The sequence below is a fragment of the Pseudomonas oryzae genome (assembly GCF_900104805.1).
GTDB classification, from domain to species: Bacteria; Pseudomonadota; Gammaproteobacteria; order Pseudomonadales; family Pseudomonadaceae; genus Geopseudomonas; species Geopseudomonas oryzae.
Window position 1 is genome coordinate 848,936 of record NZ_LT629751.1, and the last position, 15,780, is coordinate 864,715.

Consider the following 15,780-nt stretch of genomic DNA (forward strand, 5'->3'; position numbering starts at 1 on the left):
CGTCCCGAGGGTGATTCACCTAGAACTAATCTGCGCTCAGAATCTGGCCAAAGTATGCGGGACTCAAAGCTACAACTCGCTGGATAGCGCTGAGATGATGCTCCTTAGCTACCTTGAAATGGGCGCCTTCAAATCCGTCTTGCAGAAGCGCATCGCGAATAGCTTGTGCGATGAAACGATCGGAAAATCCAGCCTCATACGCACTTATAGATAGGGTGTCAGGAAGTCCGTTCTTTAGGCTTTTTTGGAATCTCGCGAGCGATGCCCCCTGGTCACCCAGAAGCTCTGTGGGGTCGAAGAGGAATTGCGCGAGGGCCGCAAGGATGAGCGTGCAATCAAACGCCAGTGTGCTCTCTAGGAAGTCAAGAACATCATCGTCGCTCACCTTCTGGCGACGGCTGCCGGCCTGCTTTTTCGCATCCATCTTTGCGGTTTGTTTGAAGATTTCCCCATAACTTGCTCCACGTATCCAGTAAAGTGCGATCTCATAACCTGCTGTCCAAGGCTCGACAGATCGGAAGAAGCGATTGTCGCAAAGCTCGGTAAATAGCGGCCAAGCTGCGGTGAGCCAACTCTCATTTGAGTCAAGATGTCGGAGGGCCTCACGATGTTGGTTGGCCCACGTCTCAATGCGCTTGGCGTGCTTTGAGCCGAGTAATGTCTTTCCAAAAGAAGCTTGCTTTGCTGGGGAACTCTCGACCGACTCGATGCGTTGTGCAAGAAGCTTGAAGAACTCCTCCAGCTTGGTAGCTTGGTCTGCAGTAGCCAACGAGTACGCCAATGTTCCAAGGGCAAGCTCACCTGCCCTTTGAACAAAGTCGTTACCATCCTCGGTTGCACGGTTCGCCATCAGATAGCTTTCAAGCGTGCGCGTCATTTTTCTACGCTCCGCCAGTGACTTTCTCAGCGAACTCGCCAGTGCGTTTGTCTTTGTCTGGTCGAGGTGTGGCACTTGGCGGGCCAGCCAATGCGCCCAACCTTCCCAGCTTGACTCATCATCAATCAGGGAAAGTAGCTCCCCTGCAGAGAACCGCCATTCCAAGGTGCGGGAGAGAGAGAATGGCTCGAGCAACAAGAGCAGGGAACTAGTAACCCCTTCCGCTCGCTCGGGCGACAACAGCTCCACGGCGCTTTGAAATTTCCATGATTTCTGGCGACTCCGCCGGTTGTCGTAGATCGTGGAGTCAGCGAAAAGCACGATGCCCTCGGTATGCATTCCAGCTCGACCGGCGCGACCAATGAGGTTCTGGAAGTCGCGAACTTTAACGCGCTGCTCGCCTTGATTGACACCTTGTACTATGAGGTAACGAATTGGCAGGTTTACCCCTTGAGCGAGCGTGGATGTGCATGCGATAAAGCTAATGAGTCCCTTCTGCATGCCATGCTCAAGCGCTAAGCGGATACCGTGGGGCGTGTTGCTGTGGTGGGTATATATGCCAAGCTTTGCGGCTTTTGACGGTAAAGATTCGCTGCCGAAGTTTCCAGCGATGATGGCTCTCAGAGCTGATACTTCGTCGGGATTGGCGTAGCTCGCGGGCCAGGTGCCGCTATATCCAGCATCGGAAATTTGTACTGCCCGCTTTGCTATTCCGTTTGCAATTGTCTTCGTGCCGCAGAATATTGCGACCGCGCCATTTTTTGCGACGCGCAGGCCCAAATACAGCGACACGTCACTCGATTTCTGCCGGGCTGGAAATTTCGATTCACTCGGCTTCAGTCCTTTAAGTTCGGATTCTTCGATAACTCTCGGAACGAAGTAGTCCAGTTGTTCATAGCCGCTCTCGTAGAACATCAGTTGGCCAAGGGACTCAGACCAACTTGCAAATGCAACTGAGCGACTGGTCGGTAGCAAGCTCGCCCCATCTACCACCTGTCCCTTTTCTTGGCCCATCAACCATGTGGCAATGGCTTGTGGGTTCTGCATTACCGCTGAAATAAGTACTGTCTGCGCACTCTTTGGCAGTAGTCCCTTGATTTCTGTAAGCAGCAGTTCGTACGTAATGCCTCTGCCTCCAGTGTCGAACTGATGCCCCTCGTCGTAGACAACAAGTCCAATATGCTTCAGGGCTTGTGGTGATTGGCGCAGAACATAGAGAAGCTTTTCTGGCGTAAGTACCAATACATACGATGTAGGGGGAGGGGCGCCCCCTAAGAGCTCAGCGACCTGATCAACAAAGTCGATTTGCAAGGCATCAGTTAGTTCATTCACCTTGATGTCATCGCCCGCGAGGTCGTGCCGCAGGGATGTTGCAATCTCGTGGCAAAGCGCTCGAAATGGAGCGACAATCACCGCAAGCCTCGTGCGTCCAGACATAAAAGCACTACGGAGAATTATCTCTATTGACCTTGTCTTCCCGGCGCTCGTTGGCATCTGCACCAAGCCCGAGGCGCCCCTAAACAGCCCCCTCGCTCCTAGAAGAAGTTGAGATGGCCAGAGCTCCTTAGGGAAGGTGCTTTTTTGGATTACCGGTCTCCATTGTTCAACCGGCAAGCCTGAATAGGAAGGAAGTGTGGTCCAGGTCGACGCAGCAAGCCTCATGCGGCAGATCGACAGCGCAGTGTCTGTGTATAGAAGCTCTTCCGGAGTTCCGAATCTGTAGACATTGCTCCGAAGTTGCTTAAGCAAATTGTCAATTTCCTCAAGCCTGGAGCCGTCGGAAAAGTGGTACGCAACAGCACGCGCGATTGAGGTAAGTTGTGAGTTATAGCGCTCATCATCGAGGATCCAATAGCTGCCCCAATCCGCTTTCAGCAGCCACTGAAGAAGCTGCTCAACCTTGTTATCTCCGCCCTTAGGAACAATGCGTCTAGCGAGAACTAAGCTGCTCCCTGGTCGACGGGCAATGTAGTAGGCTGCTGAGGCTAGAAGCAACGTCGTCCTTTCAAGACCGCTGGCGAATTTTGAATCAAGAATCGCGTCAAAGAAGCTTGCACAAAAGTTCAGCTCTGATTGCTCGTCCGGAGGAAGTGGTGCCAAAGGGTGTGCACTATCAGAAAGTATTCCGCTGACGTCGCCAAGCGTTCCGATGGTTATAAGAAAAAGCTGTAGTGGGTCGGTGCCTTGAGGAACTTTAAGGTGCTGAGCTTCGTCAAGACCGAACTCGAACATCTTTCCTTTTGAGCGCGTAATACCAAATAGGCGTCTGCTGTTTTTTCCGGTCTTCATTGGCAGGCCCTGTCGTACAAGTCATGGATCAGCTTCATCTGCAGGTTTGCTCGGACGACCATCAAGCTGAGATTGGCCTGGTTTGAGTGGTCGGCGGCTACTGTCTTTTCTATATCGGTCTGATTGAAGGCCGCATTGGAGAGCACTGCAACTGCCCCTGAACGGTACACATACGGGTTGTCGGCGGGATTCTGGAACCTCGCAATCCTGCGGACTTCCGCCGTCTTCCCTTCGCGAAGAAGCCTGCGTTTGGTTGCATTCAGAGTGAACCCTTGCCTGAGATACAAGTCCTTTGAGCCGTCATTCACAGCATTCTGTAGCTGGCCATCATAGACCTTTGCTGCGAGTGAGGCTTTAACCTCAAACGCTAGAAGAGAATCGCTCGGATCGGCCGATGCGGGGTCGGCTTGGTAGAAGCCCAATATGTCAACGCCTTTGACAGACTCGTCTTTGCTGGCCTTGTCGGAGTATTTGCCTCGGGGCACCCAGTAGCCGAGCAAGAACTCCAAGTAGTCGGAGATGAGGAACTCGGCGAAGTCGCCTGAGCGAATCGAAGGTCCTGGAGCCTTTGTTTTGTGAGGGAAGACATGCTCGTTGAGATATTGCTTAATGGTCATCCCTGTACCTTCCATTAGGACCGGAAGCTCTTCGTCAGAACAGTATTGTCGACGAAAATGCAGTGCCCATGCGTCGAGGATGGCTGTGTCTGTAGGGACATCAAACTCCCAAATATCAATGGTCCGCCCTTCGATAGTAACCAAGTCGGCTGCGCATTTTTTTAGACCGAGCAAATGGTCTGGCTGCATGATTTCTCCCTTTCTGAGGCATGCGGCCACTAACCCTGGAGCCGCCATACTCCAAGGTTAACAGCGATTCCCTTCTATCTAAAATGCGCGCACACACTGCTTTTGGCCGATACCAGCCAATCAGCTTGAATGGCAAGTATCGTCCCAGTCACCTGATCCTCACACCCGCCCCCGTCTCCCCACATGCAGCCCCACACTCGCCCCCGGCGCCGGGCGGCGCTGGGCGTCCAGGCTCGCCAGCAGGAATTCGATGAAGGCGCGGGTGCGCGGGGCGACGAAGCGGGATTTGGGGGTGACGGTGAAGAAGGTGCGGCCGTAGGTCTGCCAGCCGGGGAACAGTTCCACCAGCTTGCCCTGGGAGAGCAGCCGGTTGACGAACACGTCCAGCACGTAGATGAAGCCCTGGTCGGCCAGCGCGGCGTCGATCAGGGCGTCGGTGCTGTTGAAGTTCAGCTTGCCCATCGGCTGCAGGTCGTGGGCTTCCTCGCCGAGGGTGAACGACCAGCGCGCCGGGGTGTAGCTGCTCTTGGGGAACAGGCCCAGGCACTGGGCGGGGTCGAGCTGTTCGGGGTGTTCGGGAGTGCCGAGTTTCTCCAGCAGCGAGGGAGTGGCGCAGGCGACGTAGTGGGCCTGGTACAGAGGGCGGGCGACCAGGTCGGCGTCGTTGACCGAATCGATGCGGATCGCCATGTCGGTGCCGCTCTCGATCAGCCCCTCGGGGTGGTCGGTCAGGCGCAGGGCGATGCGCAGGTCCGGATGGCGGGCGCCGAATTCGGCGAGCAGCGGGGCCATCACGTCCTTGCCGAAGGCGGCCGGCGACTCGATGCACAGCTGGCCCTGCACGCTGGCGGTCTGCTCCATCACCTCGGATTCGGCCTGCTCGACCTGGCGCAGCAGCTCGACGCAGTGCTTGAAGTAGCGCTCGCCGGCGTCGGTCAGGCGCAGGGTGCGGGTGTTGCGGCTGAGCAGGGTGACGCCCAGGTGGGTCTCCAGGTTGCGCACGCTGGCGGTCACCGTGGCGTTGGCGATGTCCAGCGATTCGGCGGCGCGGTTGAAGCTGGCGCATTCCACCACGCGGGTGAACACCTGCATGGCCCAGAGTTTGTCGATCCGGCTCTTCATTATTTTCTAATGCCCCATTAGCTCGGCCGGCCTCGTTCCGCGGTCGGCGCCTTCCTATCGTAACAACCACCAGAGGGAGGCTCAAAAATGACCGATCTGAATTTCGATTTGATTGTGGTGGGTTGCGGTGCCGCGGGGCTGTCCACGGCGGTGTCGGCGGCGGAGAGCGGCCTGCGCGTGGCGGTGCTGGAGCGGGCGAAGAAGGAGGAGCGCGGCGGGCAGACGCGCTTCACCGAGGCCTACTTCCGCATGAAGAGCCACGAGGAGGTGACCGACGACTTCGACGCCTTCCTGGCGGAGAACTCCGGCTTCTACCAGGACCCGGACTTCGTCGCCGAGAGCCTCAGCGAGCGCAGCGCCTGGTCGGTGCAGACTCGCGCGCTGGCGGCCATCGACGCCAACGTGATCGGCACCTTCGCCGCGGAGGTGCCGGGCACCGTGCAGTGGCTGAAGGACAACGGCGTGAAGTTCGACTTCCTGCCCACCCAGTTCCTCACCAGCACCCAGCCGCGCCTGCTGCCGGTGGGCGGCGGCGAGGCCATCGTCGAGGCGCTGGCGGCGCGCGCCGAGGCGCTCGGCGCCGAGTTCTTCTACGAGACCACCGCGCGCGGCCTGCTCACCGCCGGCTGCAACGAGGTGGTCGGCCTGCGTGCGTATTCGCCGGCCCGTGGCGAGATCCGCTTCGGCGGCGCGGTGATGCTGGCCTGCGGCGGCTTCGAGGGCAACCTGGAGATGCTCAGCCGCTACGTCGGCCCGCGCGCCTCCTTCATGCGTCCGGTGTGCAAGGGCGGCTACTACAACCGCGGCGAGGGCATCCAGATGGCGCTGGAGATCGGCGCCGCCGCCGCCGGCGAGTACGGCAGCTACCACGCCGAGCCGGTCGATCCGCGCTCGGGCATCTCCGAGCCGTCGATCTTCATCTTTCCCTACGGCGTGCTGCTCAACAAGGAAGGCCAGCGCTTCACCGACGAGGCGCCGGGCACCGTGGATGCCTGGTACGAGCGGGTCACCCGCAAGATCTTCGCCCAGACCGACGGCATCGCCTGGGTGATCCTCGACCAGAAGGTCAAGGACATCCCCAACTATCGCCTGGGCATCCGCACCGACCAGCCGGCCATCGAGGGCGTGAGCCTGGCCGAACTGGCGACCAAGCTCGGCCTGCCGGTGGCGGCGGTGGAGCGCAGCGTGGCCGAGTACAACGCCGCCTGCCGTCCCGGCGAGTACCGGCCGCTGCAGCTCGACGGCCTGGCCACCGAGGGCCTGCATCCGCCGAAGAGCAACTGGGCGCTGCCGCTGGATAAGGGCCCGTACCTGGCCTACCCGATCATCTCCGCCAACGTGTTCACCTTCGGCGGCCTGAAGACCGACGAGCAGGCGCGGGTGATCAACGTCGACGGCGAGCCGATCCGCAACCTGTATGCCGCCGGGGAAACCGCCGGCATGTACTTCGGCAACTACTGCGGCGGCACCTCGGTGCTGCGCGGCCTGGTGTTCGGCCGCATCGCCGGCCACACCGCTGCGGAGAGTCGCTGAGATGGCCGTGGCAATGGTGACCGGCGCCGGCGGCGCCATCGGCAGCGCGGCGTGCCGGCTGCTGGCCGCGCAGGGCTACCGGGTGGCGGCGCTCGACCTGGCCGAGCCGGCGACGCTGCCGGCCGGCGCCTGGTTCCGCACCTGCGACGTGTCCTCGCGCGCCGCCGTGGCGGCGGTGGTGGAGGAGGTGGAGCGCGAGCTGGGCGAGATCGATGCGCTGGTCAACGTGGCCGGCGTGGTCTCCAAAGGCAGCGCGCTGGATCTCGACGAGGCCGAGCTGCAGCGGGTGCTGCGCATCAACGTGCAGGGCACGCTGATTCCCTGCCAGTTGGTCGGCCGGCGCATGGCCGGGCGGGGCCGGGGCGCCATCGTCAACATCGGCTCGGTGGTCGGCAAGAACGGTGGCAACGCCCGCCCGTGGCTGGACCCGGCCGAGCAGGCCAGCGCCGGCAACGTGGCCTACGGCATGTCCAAGGCGGCGGTGCACAGCCTGACCCAGTTCCTCGCCAAGGAGCTGGCCAGCCGCGGCGTGCGGGTCAACGCCGTGGCGCCCGGCCCGATTGCCACCGACATGACCACCACCTTCCCCGAGAGCCTGCGCGCGCTGATCCCGCTCGGGCGCATGGGCCGCGCCGAGGAGGTCGCCGAGGCGGTGGCCTTCCTGCTCTCCGACAAGGCCGGCTTCATCAGCGGCGAAATCCTCGACATCAACGGCGCCCTGTGGTGCGACTGATTCAACCCAGCAGAGACTTGAAACAATGAAGAGCATCTATCTGGTTCTGGACATGCAGAACGACCTGATCCACGAAGACGGCGCCAGCGGCAAGTCGCCGCTGGGCGAGCAGGTGCGCTCGCGCGAGATCATCGCGCGCACCGCCGCGGCCATCGACAAGGCGCGCAGCAAGGGCATCCCGGTGGCCTTCGTGCGCGTGGCGTTCTCCGACGACCACCGCGAGGCCAACCCGAACTCGCAGGTGTTCGGCCCGATCGCCAAAAACGGCATCCTCAAGATGAACGCCTGGGGCGGCCAGGTGCACGCGGCGCTGGCGCCGCAGGCCGGCGAGTGGGATATCGTCAAGCACCGCGTCTCGCCGTTCTATCAGACCAAACTGGAGCTGCTGCTCAAGCGCGAGGGCATCGAGCGCATCTACTGCAGCGGGGTGAGTACCCAGGCGGTGGTGCAGGCTACAGTACGCGACGCGCATGACCGCGACTTCGACGTGGTGCTGCTGGAGGACTGCTGCGCTTCGCCTTCGGCCCAGGAACATGCCAACTCGGTGGCCAGCATCGGCCGCTTCTGCACGGTGACCACCTCGGACGCCGCGTTCGACTGACAGAGCTGGGGGGACCAGCGGAGATACGGAAATGACCACGCTGGAAAACCCGTCGCTACGCACCGAGGGCGCGCCTGTGCAGGGCGCGGCCTTCGGCGCCACTGCCGCGCTGATCGTCGGCACCTTCGCGGTGGTGATGTCGGCGACCACCATCAACATCGCCATCGTGCCGATGATGCAGGAGTTCGCCGTCAGCCACCGGGTGGCGCAGCTGTTCTCCTCGCTGTTCCTCGGCGCCACCGTGCTCACCGCGCCGCTGGCCGCCTGGCTGTCGCGGCGCTGGGGCGCGCGCCAGGTGTTCCTCGGCGTGCTGCTGCTCTACGCGCTCGCCTCGCTGGCCGCCACCTTCTCCGACTCCTTCCTGTCCATGCTGCTGGCCCGCGGCCTGCAGGGCGCCTGTGCCGGGGTCATCCAGCCGCTGTCGATGTTCCTGGTGCTGGCGGCGGCGCCGCCGGAGCGCCAGGGGCGGGCGATGTCGCTGTATGGCCTCGGTGTGGTGCTGGCCCCGGCGCTGGGGCCGACCATCGCCGGCTGGTTCGTCGATCACGTAGGCTGGCGCAGTACCTTTTCCCTCGGCGTGCCGCCCGCCCTGCTGGCGCTGGGCCTCGGCTGGTTCTGCCTGCCGCGCAGCGCGGCGGAGCGGGAGGAGGGCGGCAGCTTTGACTGGCCGGGCCTGGCCCTGCTCGGCGTGCTGGTGACGCTGGTCTTCGCCACGCCGCTGGCGCTGGAGCGTTCCGCGTTGCTGGCCGGGGCGCTGTGCCTGCTCTGGCTGGGCACCGCCTGGCTGTTCTGGCGCGTCGAGCGCGGGCGCTGCGATGCGCTGCTGCCCTTCGCGCTGTTCGCCAGCCCGGGCTTTCGCGCCGCGGCGCTGGTCAGCGTGGCCTACGGCGCCGGCATGTACGGCTCCACCTTCCTGATCCCGGTGTTCATGCAGGGCGCGCTGGGCATCCCGGCGCTGACCACCGGCAACATCCTCTTGCTCGGCGGTGTGGCCCTGGCGCTGAGCACCAGTATGGCCGGGCGGGTGGTCGACCGGCTGTCCGCGCGCCTGGTGGTGGCTGGCGGGCTGGCCTGCTTCGCCCTGGCCTGCGCGCTGCTGGCCTGGGCCCGCGAGCTGCTGTGGATCGCCGTGGCGGTGGTGCTCTGCCGCATCGGCCTGGGGCTGGTGATTCCCGGCCTGTACACCGGCATGGCCCAGGTGGTGGTGCCCGGCGGCCTGCGCGAAGGCACCGCGGTGATCACCCTGCTGCGCCAGGGCGGTGGGGCGCTGGGTGTGTCGCTGATCGGCGTGCTGACCGCCTCCGCCGGCAGCGCCGAGCTGGCCGGCTGGCTGGGCCTGGCGCCGGCGGGCAGCGCAGCCGCGGCGCCGGCGACGGTGTTCGCGGGGATTGCCCTGCTGTTCGTCGCGGCGCTGGGAGTGGTGCGGCGCTTGCGCTGAGGCCACCCCATCCCTGTAGGGGCGAATTCATTCGCCAGATCGCCGCGCACAGGCGAATGAATTCGCCCCTACAGTCCGGATCAGCTTTGTAGGGTGGCCTTTGCGCCCGGTCCCAACATTTAGCCAATTCATTGGTCAGGAGCCGATCAACCAGGCCCCTGCCGGCACGCGCTCGCGCAGCCTGCGGCAGTCGCCGGGCGGCGGCTGCTTGCCCGGCGGGCGCCCCGGAAACCAGATGCGGCATTGCCCCCGTGGCGGCCGATGGCCGCGAGGGATGCGGTAGATGTCCGCCTCCTGCGCCGTGTCGTACACCGCCGCCTGCATGCCGGGCTCCTCGAAATCGTCTCCGTATTCCGCATCGCGGGACCAGCTCCGCTGGTTGCTGCGGGCCTGCTCCTGGACCAGTTGCTCGCGCAGGGCGGCAGCGCGGGCTTCGGCCTGCTGGCGCGCGGCGATCTCCTCGTCGAGCCGCTGTTGCAGGGCGACCTGCTCGTCATCCGCGGGCTCCGCGGCTTCCGCCGGGGGAAGTCCCTGCACGGCGGCCTGCCGGGCGGCATTGATCAGCCAGACGTTGCGCTCGCGCAGGATGCGGTCGCCCCCGGAGAGGACGTCGGATTTGGCGGCCAGCGCCTCGGCCTGCGGGTAGTTGCCCTGGCGCAGGCGCACCTGGCCGAGGTAGTGCACGATCACCGGATTGCCCGGTTCGATGCGCTGGGCGCGCTCTAGGGTGGCGGCCGCCTGCTCGGTCCGCCCGGCCGCGAGGTCGCGGGAGGCGCTTTCCACCAGGGCCCTCACCACCGGGCTGTCCGGGCGTTCGGCCGCGCTGGCGGCGAATGCCGTGCAGGCGGCCCAGATCAGCAGTCCCGGCCACAGGGCGGCCTTCCTCAGGTTGTTTTTCATCATGATGGCGAGCGGTCGTCGAGGCCTCGGTGATCCTCCCGCCCGTGCTCCGGGGCGGGGGCTTGCGGTCCTCTTCGATCGCCTTTCGCGGCTGCCGTTCCCTGGCGCGGCAGCTCTTTTTGCCGGCCGCCTCAGCCTTCGCCCTGCGCCATCTTCTTCAGCCGGTAGTCGAGCTGGGCGCGGGTGTAGCCGAGCATCCCGGCGGCCCTGGAGACGTTGCCTTCGCTCAGCTCCATGGCCACCTCGATGTACACCTCCTCGATGTCGGTCAGGCGCACCGGGCCGCGCTGCAGGGTGCGTCTGGCCAGTGCCTGCAGCTGGTCGCGGCTGGCGTTGTCCTGCAGGCCCATGCCGACGCCGACTTCCTGGCCCGCCGGCAGGCGGATGCCGATGGCCGGGGCGGCCTCCCAGCTCACCGTGCCGACCCGCTCGCGCTGCTCGGCCAGGTTGAGGCCGGACAGGTGACGCAGGTCGATGGCCTCGTCGTCATCGGCGAGGATGACCGCGCGTTCGATGACGTTCTCGAACTCGCGGATGTTGCCCGGCCAGTGGTAGTCGAGGATCGCCTGCAGGGCGCGCGGGGTGATGCCGGTCAGCCGGCGGCCGTGCAGCGCCGACAGCTTGGTCATGCAGACGTCGAGCAGCAGCGGCAGGTCGTCCTTGCGCTCGCGCAGCGGGGCGATGGTCACCGGGAACACGTTGAGGCGATAGAACAGGTCGCTGCGAAAGCGCCCCTCCTTGACCGCCACGGCCAGATCCTCGTTGGTGGCGGCGATCACCCGCACGTTCACCTTGAGCGTCTTGTTGCTGCCCAGGCGCTCCAGCTCGCCGCTCTGCAGCACGCGCAGCAGCTTGCCCTGGGCGGTCATGCTGAGGGTGCCGATCTCGTCGAGGAAGATGGTGCCGCCGTCGGCGAACTCGAAGCGCCCGGCGCGCGGCTCGGTGGCGCCGGAGTAGGCGCCGCGCTGCACGCCGAACAGCTCGGACTCGATCAGCGCCTCGGGAATGGCCGCGCAGTTGATCTCGACGAAGGGGCCGTTGGCGCGCCGGCTGTTGGCGTGCACCTCGTGGGCGAACATGGTCTTGCCCACGCCGCTTTCGCCGAGCAGCAGCACGGTGGCGTTGGTGCTGGCGACGCGGAGGATCTTGTGCAGCACCGCGTGGTAGGCCGCCGAGCTGCCCACCGGGCGATCCAGCTCGGGAAGGCTGCTGCGCGGCTGGCTCAGGCCGAACGGGGCGGGGCCCAGGCTGGCCGGTTCGGAGCGTTTCGATGCCGGCGGGGCAGGCTCGCCGCGGCGGTGGTCGGCGGCACGCGGCTGGAAGTACTTGAGGTCTTCCTCGGCGTCCTCCCATTCCTCCACCGGCCGCGCCACGGCGCGGCACACTTCGTCGCCGCTGGCGCGGCACTCGGTCTCGCGCACCAGGATGCGCTTGCCCATCAGGCGGGTGAGGAAGCCCGAACTGTAACCGACTTCCATCCAGCAGATCGGGTCGCTGGCAGTACCGTTGCTGGCCACGTGCAGGTCGCTCTCCACCGAGTGCTTCCAGATGAACTCGCCGTACAGGTAGCCCTTGCTCTGGTCGAACTCGATGCACACCGGGGTGACCTCGACCATCCCGGACAGCGCATGCAGCTGCGCGCCGGCGGCGAGGATGTCGAGCTGGGAGCCGCTGGTGCGGGTCCTGATCGCCAGCTCGGCGTCGCGCAGGCCGGTGAGATAGCCGATGCGGGTGAACAGGCCACGGGTGTACTCGACACCCATGGATTCCAGCAGCTCCTGGCGCATGGCGCCGAAGGCTTCGGCGTGGACCAGCAGCATGCGCTTCTCGCCGAGCCAGATCAGCCCTTCCCGCGGGTTGAAGTACAGGTGCTCGGCGAGGTCCTGCATGTCCGGAAAACGCAGGTCGGTGATGATGCCACGCGCGTCGCCGCGCATTCCCTTGCCTGCGCCTGCGCTGTTTTCGGTCGTGGTCATGGTGATGTCCGTTGTCGTTTTTGCTTGTCGAGGGCTCTGCCGGCCGTTTTCAGCTTCGCCCGCCCGCTTCGGCGCCGGCAAGGGAAAGTTGCGATTTTTCATCGCGGATTTTCTGAGGCTTGCGAATTTTCGCAAGGCCGGCCCGACGCCCGAGGCGCTGCCTGGAGCCTTCCGCAAGCGCCTGTTGATTTCCTATCTATCTGATTCAAAAGGATTTTTCTGTCGATTCTGACGGCCTCCACGAACTTGGCACGCCGCTCGCTATGTTCCTCGCAAGACGAAGCCCCGCTCCGGGGCACTTATAAAAACAACAGAGGAACGAGCAGTGGCAGAGATCAACTCACTCGGTTACGTCGGTCTGGGCGTCAGCGATCTGGAGCAGTGGCAGTGGTTCGCCACCGAGATTCTCGGCATGCAGGTGGGCGAGCGCGATGCCCAGGGCATGAGCCTGCGCATGGACGAGCACCAGCAGCGGATCTTCCTCGAGGAGAACAGCGCCGACGACCTGCTGGTCGCCGGCTGGGAGCTGAAGACCGAGCGGGCGCTCGAGGAGTACGTCGCCGAGCTGCGCGAGAAGGGTGTCGAGGTCAGCGCGCTGCCGGCCGATCTGCTCAAGCGCCGCAAGGTGGAGAAGGCCTACGCCTGCCAGGACCCCAACGGTTTCACCCACGAGTTCTATTTCGGCGCCCATGTGGCCAGGCTGCAGGAGCCGTTCCGCTCCAGCGTGCTGAAAAGCCGCTTCGTCTGCGGCGAGCTGGGTGTCGGCCACATCCTGCCGTTCGCCAAGGCCGGCAAGGGCGAGCAGACCCTGAGCTTCTACAAGGACGTGCTCAAGCTGCGGGTCAGCGACTACATCCGCGAGGAGATCATGCCCGGCGTGCTGGTCGACGCCACCTTCTTCCACACCGCCAGCGGCCGCCACCACTCCATCGCCACCGCCGAGAACCCGATGGCGACCAAGACCCTCAACCACATCATGTTCCAGGTCGAGGACATCGACGACGTCGGCCTGGCCTACGACCGCGTCGCCGCCGCCGGCATCCCGGTGGCCCTGGAGCTCGGCCATCACCCGAACGACCGCATGTTCTCCTTCTACGCGCGCACGCCGTCCGGCTTCAACTTCGAGTTCGGCTGGGGCGGGGTGGTGATCGACGCGGCCAACTGGGAAGTGCGCAGCTACTCGCAGCTGAGCGACTGGGGCCACAAGCGCAACCAGATCGCCTGACCGGCACCACGGAGAACCGAACATGAGTATCTGGCTGGATTTCCTCGGCGCCGAGATTCGTTTCGTCGAGCTGCCCACCTACGGTCGCACCCGCATCGCCGAGGCCGGCAAGGGCAAGGCCGAGACGCTGATCCTGATGCACGGCATCGGCGGCCATCTGGAGGCCTACGCGAAGAACGTGGTGGCCCTCGGCGAGCACTACCACGTGATCGCCTTCGACTACGTCGGCCACGGCCTGTCGGCGAAGAAGACCGATATCGAGTACTCGATCGCCGACTACGTCGAACAGCTGCGCGAGCTGATGGATGTCCTCGACATCCCGCAGGCGCACATCTCCGGCGAGTCGCTGGGCGGGGTGGTCACCGGCGAGTTCGCCGTGCGCTACCCGCAGCGCATCAGGCGCGCGGTGCTCAACACCACCGGCGGCATCCCGGTGGTCAGCGACAAGGGCCGCGCCGACCTCAAGTACCTGGCCGAACTGTCGGCCCGCAGCTTCGGCCAGGCGCCGACCTTCGACAGCATCCGCGAGCGCATGCAGTGGCTGCTGTTCGAAGGCAACTGGCACCTGCTGAGCGACGAGCTGATCGCCACCCGCCTGGCCTTCTACTCCTCGGCCGGCTACCAGCAGTGTGCGCCGCTGATCTACTCGCGCCTCAAGCGGGTCAAGGAGGGCGGCACGCCCGACATGATCGAGCTGGAGCAGGTGCAGTGCGAAACCCTGCTGCTGTGGACCAGCCACAACCCGATCCACGACGTGGCCGCCGCCGAGGCCGCCCTGCCGCGTCTGCCCCGGGGCCAGCTGTACGTGATGAAGACCGAGGCCGGGCACTGGCCGCAGTACGAGGACCCCGAGGAGTTCAACGGCGTGATGCTGAAGTTCCTCGCCAGCGGACAGCTCTAAATCCCGCACAACGCTCAACCGCATCTCCCCGCCGCCCATTGCGGGCGGTGGGCTGCCGATAACAAGAACAGAGAGATCACAGCATGAACCAAGTCCTGAAGAAGTCCGACCTGCAGGCCTGCGAGCCGATTCCCAGCGAAGCCGAGATCCTGCAGCGCGCCCGCGACCTGATCCCGATGCTGCTGGACAAGGCGACCTCGGTAGAAAAGAACCGCATGGTCTCGAAGGAAACCATCCAGGCCTTCGTCGATGCCGGGTTCTTCAAGATCCTCCAGCCGGCGGCCTTCGGCGGCTGGGAGATGAATCCCAGCGTGTTTTACAAGGTGCTGATGGAACTGGGCCGCGGCTGCTGCAGCAGCGCCTGGAACATGATGATCCTCGGCATCCACCAGTGGGAATTCGGCAGCATGCCCGAGCAGGCCTGCGTCGACGTGTGGGGCGAGGACGACCGCGCCATCATCGCCTCGTCCTACCCGCCCTTCGGCAAGCTCGAGGAGGTCGATGGCGGCTACCGCATCAGCGGCACCTGGAAGACCTCCAGCGGTTGCGACCACGGCCAGTGGGCCTTCCTCGGCGGCCTGCGCAAGGACGCCAACGGCAAGGTGATCGACCGCCTGTCCATGCTGGTGCCGGCCACCGACTACGAGATCATCGACGACTGGCACACCTTCGGCCTGGCCGGCACCGGCAGCAAGAGCCTGCTGGTCAGGGATGCCTTCGTGCCGGCCCACCGGGTGCACAGCCTGATCAGGTACGAGTACAGCGAGCGCGGCAACCACTACCTGTATCCGTTCAACCAGGTGTTCTTCGGAGCGGTGTCCTCGCTGATCGTCGGCATGGCCCAGGGCGGCGTCGACGAGTACATCCGCCAGATGAGCGTGCGCACCAACACCACCGACGGCAACAGCGCGGCGCTCAGCCCCTACGTCAAGGATCGCCTGGGCAACGCCGTGGTGCGCGTGCGCACCGCCCGCGCCCGCCTGCTGCAGATGATGGCCGAGACCACCGAGATCGTGGAGCGCCGCGAGCTGGTGCCGACCCATGACCGCGTGCACTACATGCTCGACATCGCCCGCGTCGGCCGCGAGTGCGAGGAGGCGGTGATGCTGCTGTTCAAGGCCACCTCGGCGCGCGGCATCTACCTGGACAACCCGCTGCAGCGGATCCTGCGCGACGTCATCGCCGCCGCCAACCACATCACCCAGAACGCCGACGACACCGCCGGCATGCTCGGCGCCTACCTGCTGGGCCAGCAGCTGCCGCCGATGATCTTCGGCCTGGAGCCGGTATCCATCCACGACTGAGGAGAATGCGGGGGAATCCGAACGTCCGTATGTGTGCATCTGCCGGCCGCCGGGGCCGGCAGACATCCCGATAAC

13 protein-coding genes are annotated in these 15,780 nt (G+C 64.5%); 8 read left to right on the top strand and 5 right to left on the bottom strand.

Annotated features, from left to right (window positions below):
* Positions 1-25: 25 nt before the first annotated feature.
* The 3 genes from BLT78_RS03970 to BLT78_RS03980 form a co-directional block, all read right to left on the bottom strand.
* Positions 26-3,166, bottom strand: coding sequence for a DEAD/DEAH box helicase (locus BLT78_RS03970; protein WP_090347723.1), 3,141 nt, complete (start codon positions 3,164-3,166; stop codon positions 26-28).
* The gene (locus tag BLT78_RS03975; protein WP_157719474.1) at positions 3,163-3,972 is read right to left on the bottom strand and encodes a hypothetical protein; all 810 of its coding nucleotides are present in this window, start codon (positions 3,970-3,972) and stop codon (positions 3,163-3,165) included. The genes BLT78_RS03970 and BLT78_RS03975 overlap by 4 nt, the downstream gene beginning before the upstream one ends.
* A gap of 159 nt (positions 3,973-4,131) precedes the next feature.
* The gene (locus BLT78_RS03980; RefSeq protein ID WP_231975690.1) at positions 4,132-5,094 is read right to left on the bottom strand and encodes a LysR family transcriptional regulator; all 963 of its coding nucleotides are present in this window, start codon (positions 5,092-5,094) and stop codon (positions 4,132-4,134) included.
* A gap of 87 nt (positions 5,095-5,181) precedes the next feature.
* Between BLT78_RS03980 and BLT78_RS03985 the strand changes: the two genes are divergently transcribed.
* The 4 genes from BLT78_RS03985 to BLT78_RS04000 are packed head-to-tail and all read left to right on the top strand — an operon-like array spanning position 5,182 to position 9,399.
* Positions 5,182-6,627, top strand: a complete 1,446-nt coding sequence (locus BLT78_RS03985) for an FAD-dependent oxidoreductase (RefSeq protein WP_090347725.1) — start codon at positions 5,182-5,184, stop codon at positions 6,625-6,627.
* A gap of 1 nt (position 6,628) precedes the next feature.
* On the top strand, positions 6,629-7,360 hold the full coding sequence (locus BLT78_RS03990; RefSeq protein WP_231975691.1) for an SDR family NAD(P)-dependent oxidoreductase: 732 nt from the start codon (positions 6,629-6,631) through the stop codon (positions 7,358-7,360).
* A gap of 25 nt (positions 7,361-7,385) precedes the next feature.
* Positions 7,386-7,961, top strand: a complete 576-nt coding sequence (locus tag BLT78_RS03995; protein ID WP_090347726.1) for a cysteine hydrolase family protein — start codon at positions 7,386-7,388, stop codon at positions 7,959-7,961.
* A gap of 31 nt (positions 7,962-7,992) precedes the next feature.
* Positions 7,993-9,399, top strand: a complete 1,407-nt coding sequence (locus BLT78_RS04000) for an MFS transporter (protein ID WP_090347727.1) — start codon at positions 7,993-7,995, stop codon at positions 9,397-9,399.
* Between the two features lie 135 nt (positions 9,400-9,534).
* On the opposite strand, the gene BLT78_RS04005 is transcribed toward BLT78_RS04000, so the two are convergent.
* Positions 9,535-10,302 (bottom strand): tetratricopeptide repeat protein, encoded by a 768-nt coding sequence (locus BLT78_RS04005; protein ID WP_090347728.1) that lies wholly within the window; start codon positions 10,300-10,302, stop codon positions 9,535-9,537.
* A 128-nt stretch (positions 10,303-10,430) separates the two neighbouring features.
* On the bottom strand, positions 10,431-12,275 hold the full coding sequence (locus BLT78_RS04010) for a sigma-54-dependent Fis family transcriptional regulator (protein ID WP_090347729.1): 1,845 nt from the start codon (positions 12,273-12,275) through the stop codon (positions 10,431-10,433).
* A gap of 4 nt (positions 12,276-12,279) precedes the next feature.
* On the opposite strand from BLT78_RS04010, the gene BLT78_RS21295 reads away from it, so the two are divergent.
* The 4 genes from BLT78_RS21295 (at position 12,280) to BLT78_RS04025 (ending at position 15,705) form a co-directional block, all read left to right on the top strand.
* Positions 12,280-12,507 carry a hypothetical protein gene (locus BLT78_RS21295; protein WP_157719475.1) on the top strand — a complete coding sequence of 76 codons (228 nt, stop codon included), beginning with the start codon at positions 12,280-12,282 and terminating at the stop codon, positions 12,505-12,507.
* 93 nt (positions 12,508-12,600) lie between these two features.
* Complete coding sequence (locus BLT78_RS04015; protein ID WP_090347730.1) at positions 12,601-13,500, top strand: VOC family protein; 900 nt, start codon at positions 12,601-12,603, stop codon at positions 13,498-13,500.
* A gap of 22 nt (positions 13,501-13,522) precedes the next feature.
* Positions 13,523-14,401, top strand: a complete 879-nt coding sequence (locus tag BLT78_RS04020) for an alpha/beta fold hydrolase (RefSeq protein ID WP_090347731.1) — start codon at positions 13,523-13,525, stop codon at positions 14,399-14,401.
* A gap of 83 nt (positions 14,402-14,484) precedes the next feature.
* Complete coding sequence (locus BLT78_RS04025) at positions 14,485-15,705, top strand: acyl-CoA dehydrogenase family protein (RefSeq protein WP_090347732.1); 1,221 nt, start codon at positions 14,485-14,487, stop codon at positions 15,703-15,705.
* The last annotated feature ends 75 nt before the right edge of the window (positions 15,706-15,780 follow it).

What these genes read in the sequence shown, in the direction of transcription:
- BLT78_RS03980 (WP_231975690.1), bottom strand. Translation starts at nt 5,094, where the DNA reads ATGAAGAGCCGGATCGACAAACTCTGGGCCATGCAGGTGTTCACCCGC.
- BLT78_RS04000 (WP_090347727.1), top strand. Translation starts at nt 7,993, where the DNA reads ATGACCACGCTGGAAAACCCGTCGCTACGCACCGAGGGCGCGCCTGTG.
- BLT78_RS04025 (WP_090347732.1), top strand. Translation starts at nt 14,485, where the DNA reads ATGAACCAAGTCCTGAAGAAGTCCGACCTGCAGGCCTGCGAGCCGATT.
- BLT78_RS03975 (WP_157719474.1), bottom strand. Translation starts at nt 3,972, where the DNA reads ATGCAGCCAGACCATTTGCTCGGTCTAAAAAAATGCGCAGCCGACTTG.
- BLT78_RS03995 (WP_090347726.1), top strand. Translation starts at nt 7,386, where the DNA reads ATGAAGAGCATCTATCTGGTTCTGGACATGCAGAACGACCTGATCCAC.
- BLT78_RS04010 (WP_090347729.1), bottom strand. Translation starts at nt 12,275, where the DNA reads ATGACCACGACCGAAAACAGCGCAGGCGCAGGCAAGGGAATGCGCGGC.
- BLT78_RS21295 (WP_157719475.1), top strand. Translation starts at nt 12,280, where the DNA reads ATGTCCGTTGTCGTTTTTGCTTGTCGAGGGCTCTGCCGGCCGTTTTCA.
- BLT78_RS04020 (WP_090347731.1), top strand. Translation starts at nt 13,523, where the DNA reads ATGAGTATCTGGCTGGATTTCCTCGGCGCCGAGATTCGTTTCGTCGAG.
- BLT78_RS03970 (WP_090347723.1), bottom strand. Translation starts at nt 3,166, where the DNA reads ATGAAGACCGGAAAAAACAGCAGACGCCTATTTGGTATTACGCGCTCA.
- BLT78_RS03990 (WP_231975691.1), top strand. Translation starts at nt 6,629, where the DNA reads ATGGCCGTGGCAATGGTGACCGGCGCCGGCGGCGCCATCGGCAGCGCG.
- BLT78_RS04005 (WP_090347728.1), bottom strand. Translation starts at nt 10,302, where the DNA reads ATGATGAAAAACAACCTGAGGAAGGCCGCCCTGTGGCCGGGACTGCTG.
- BLT78_RS03985 (WP_090347725.1), top strand. Translation starts at nt 5,182, where the DNA reads ATGACCGATCTGAATTTCGATTTGATTGTGGTGGGTTGCGGTGCCGCG.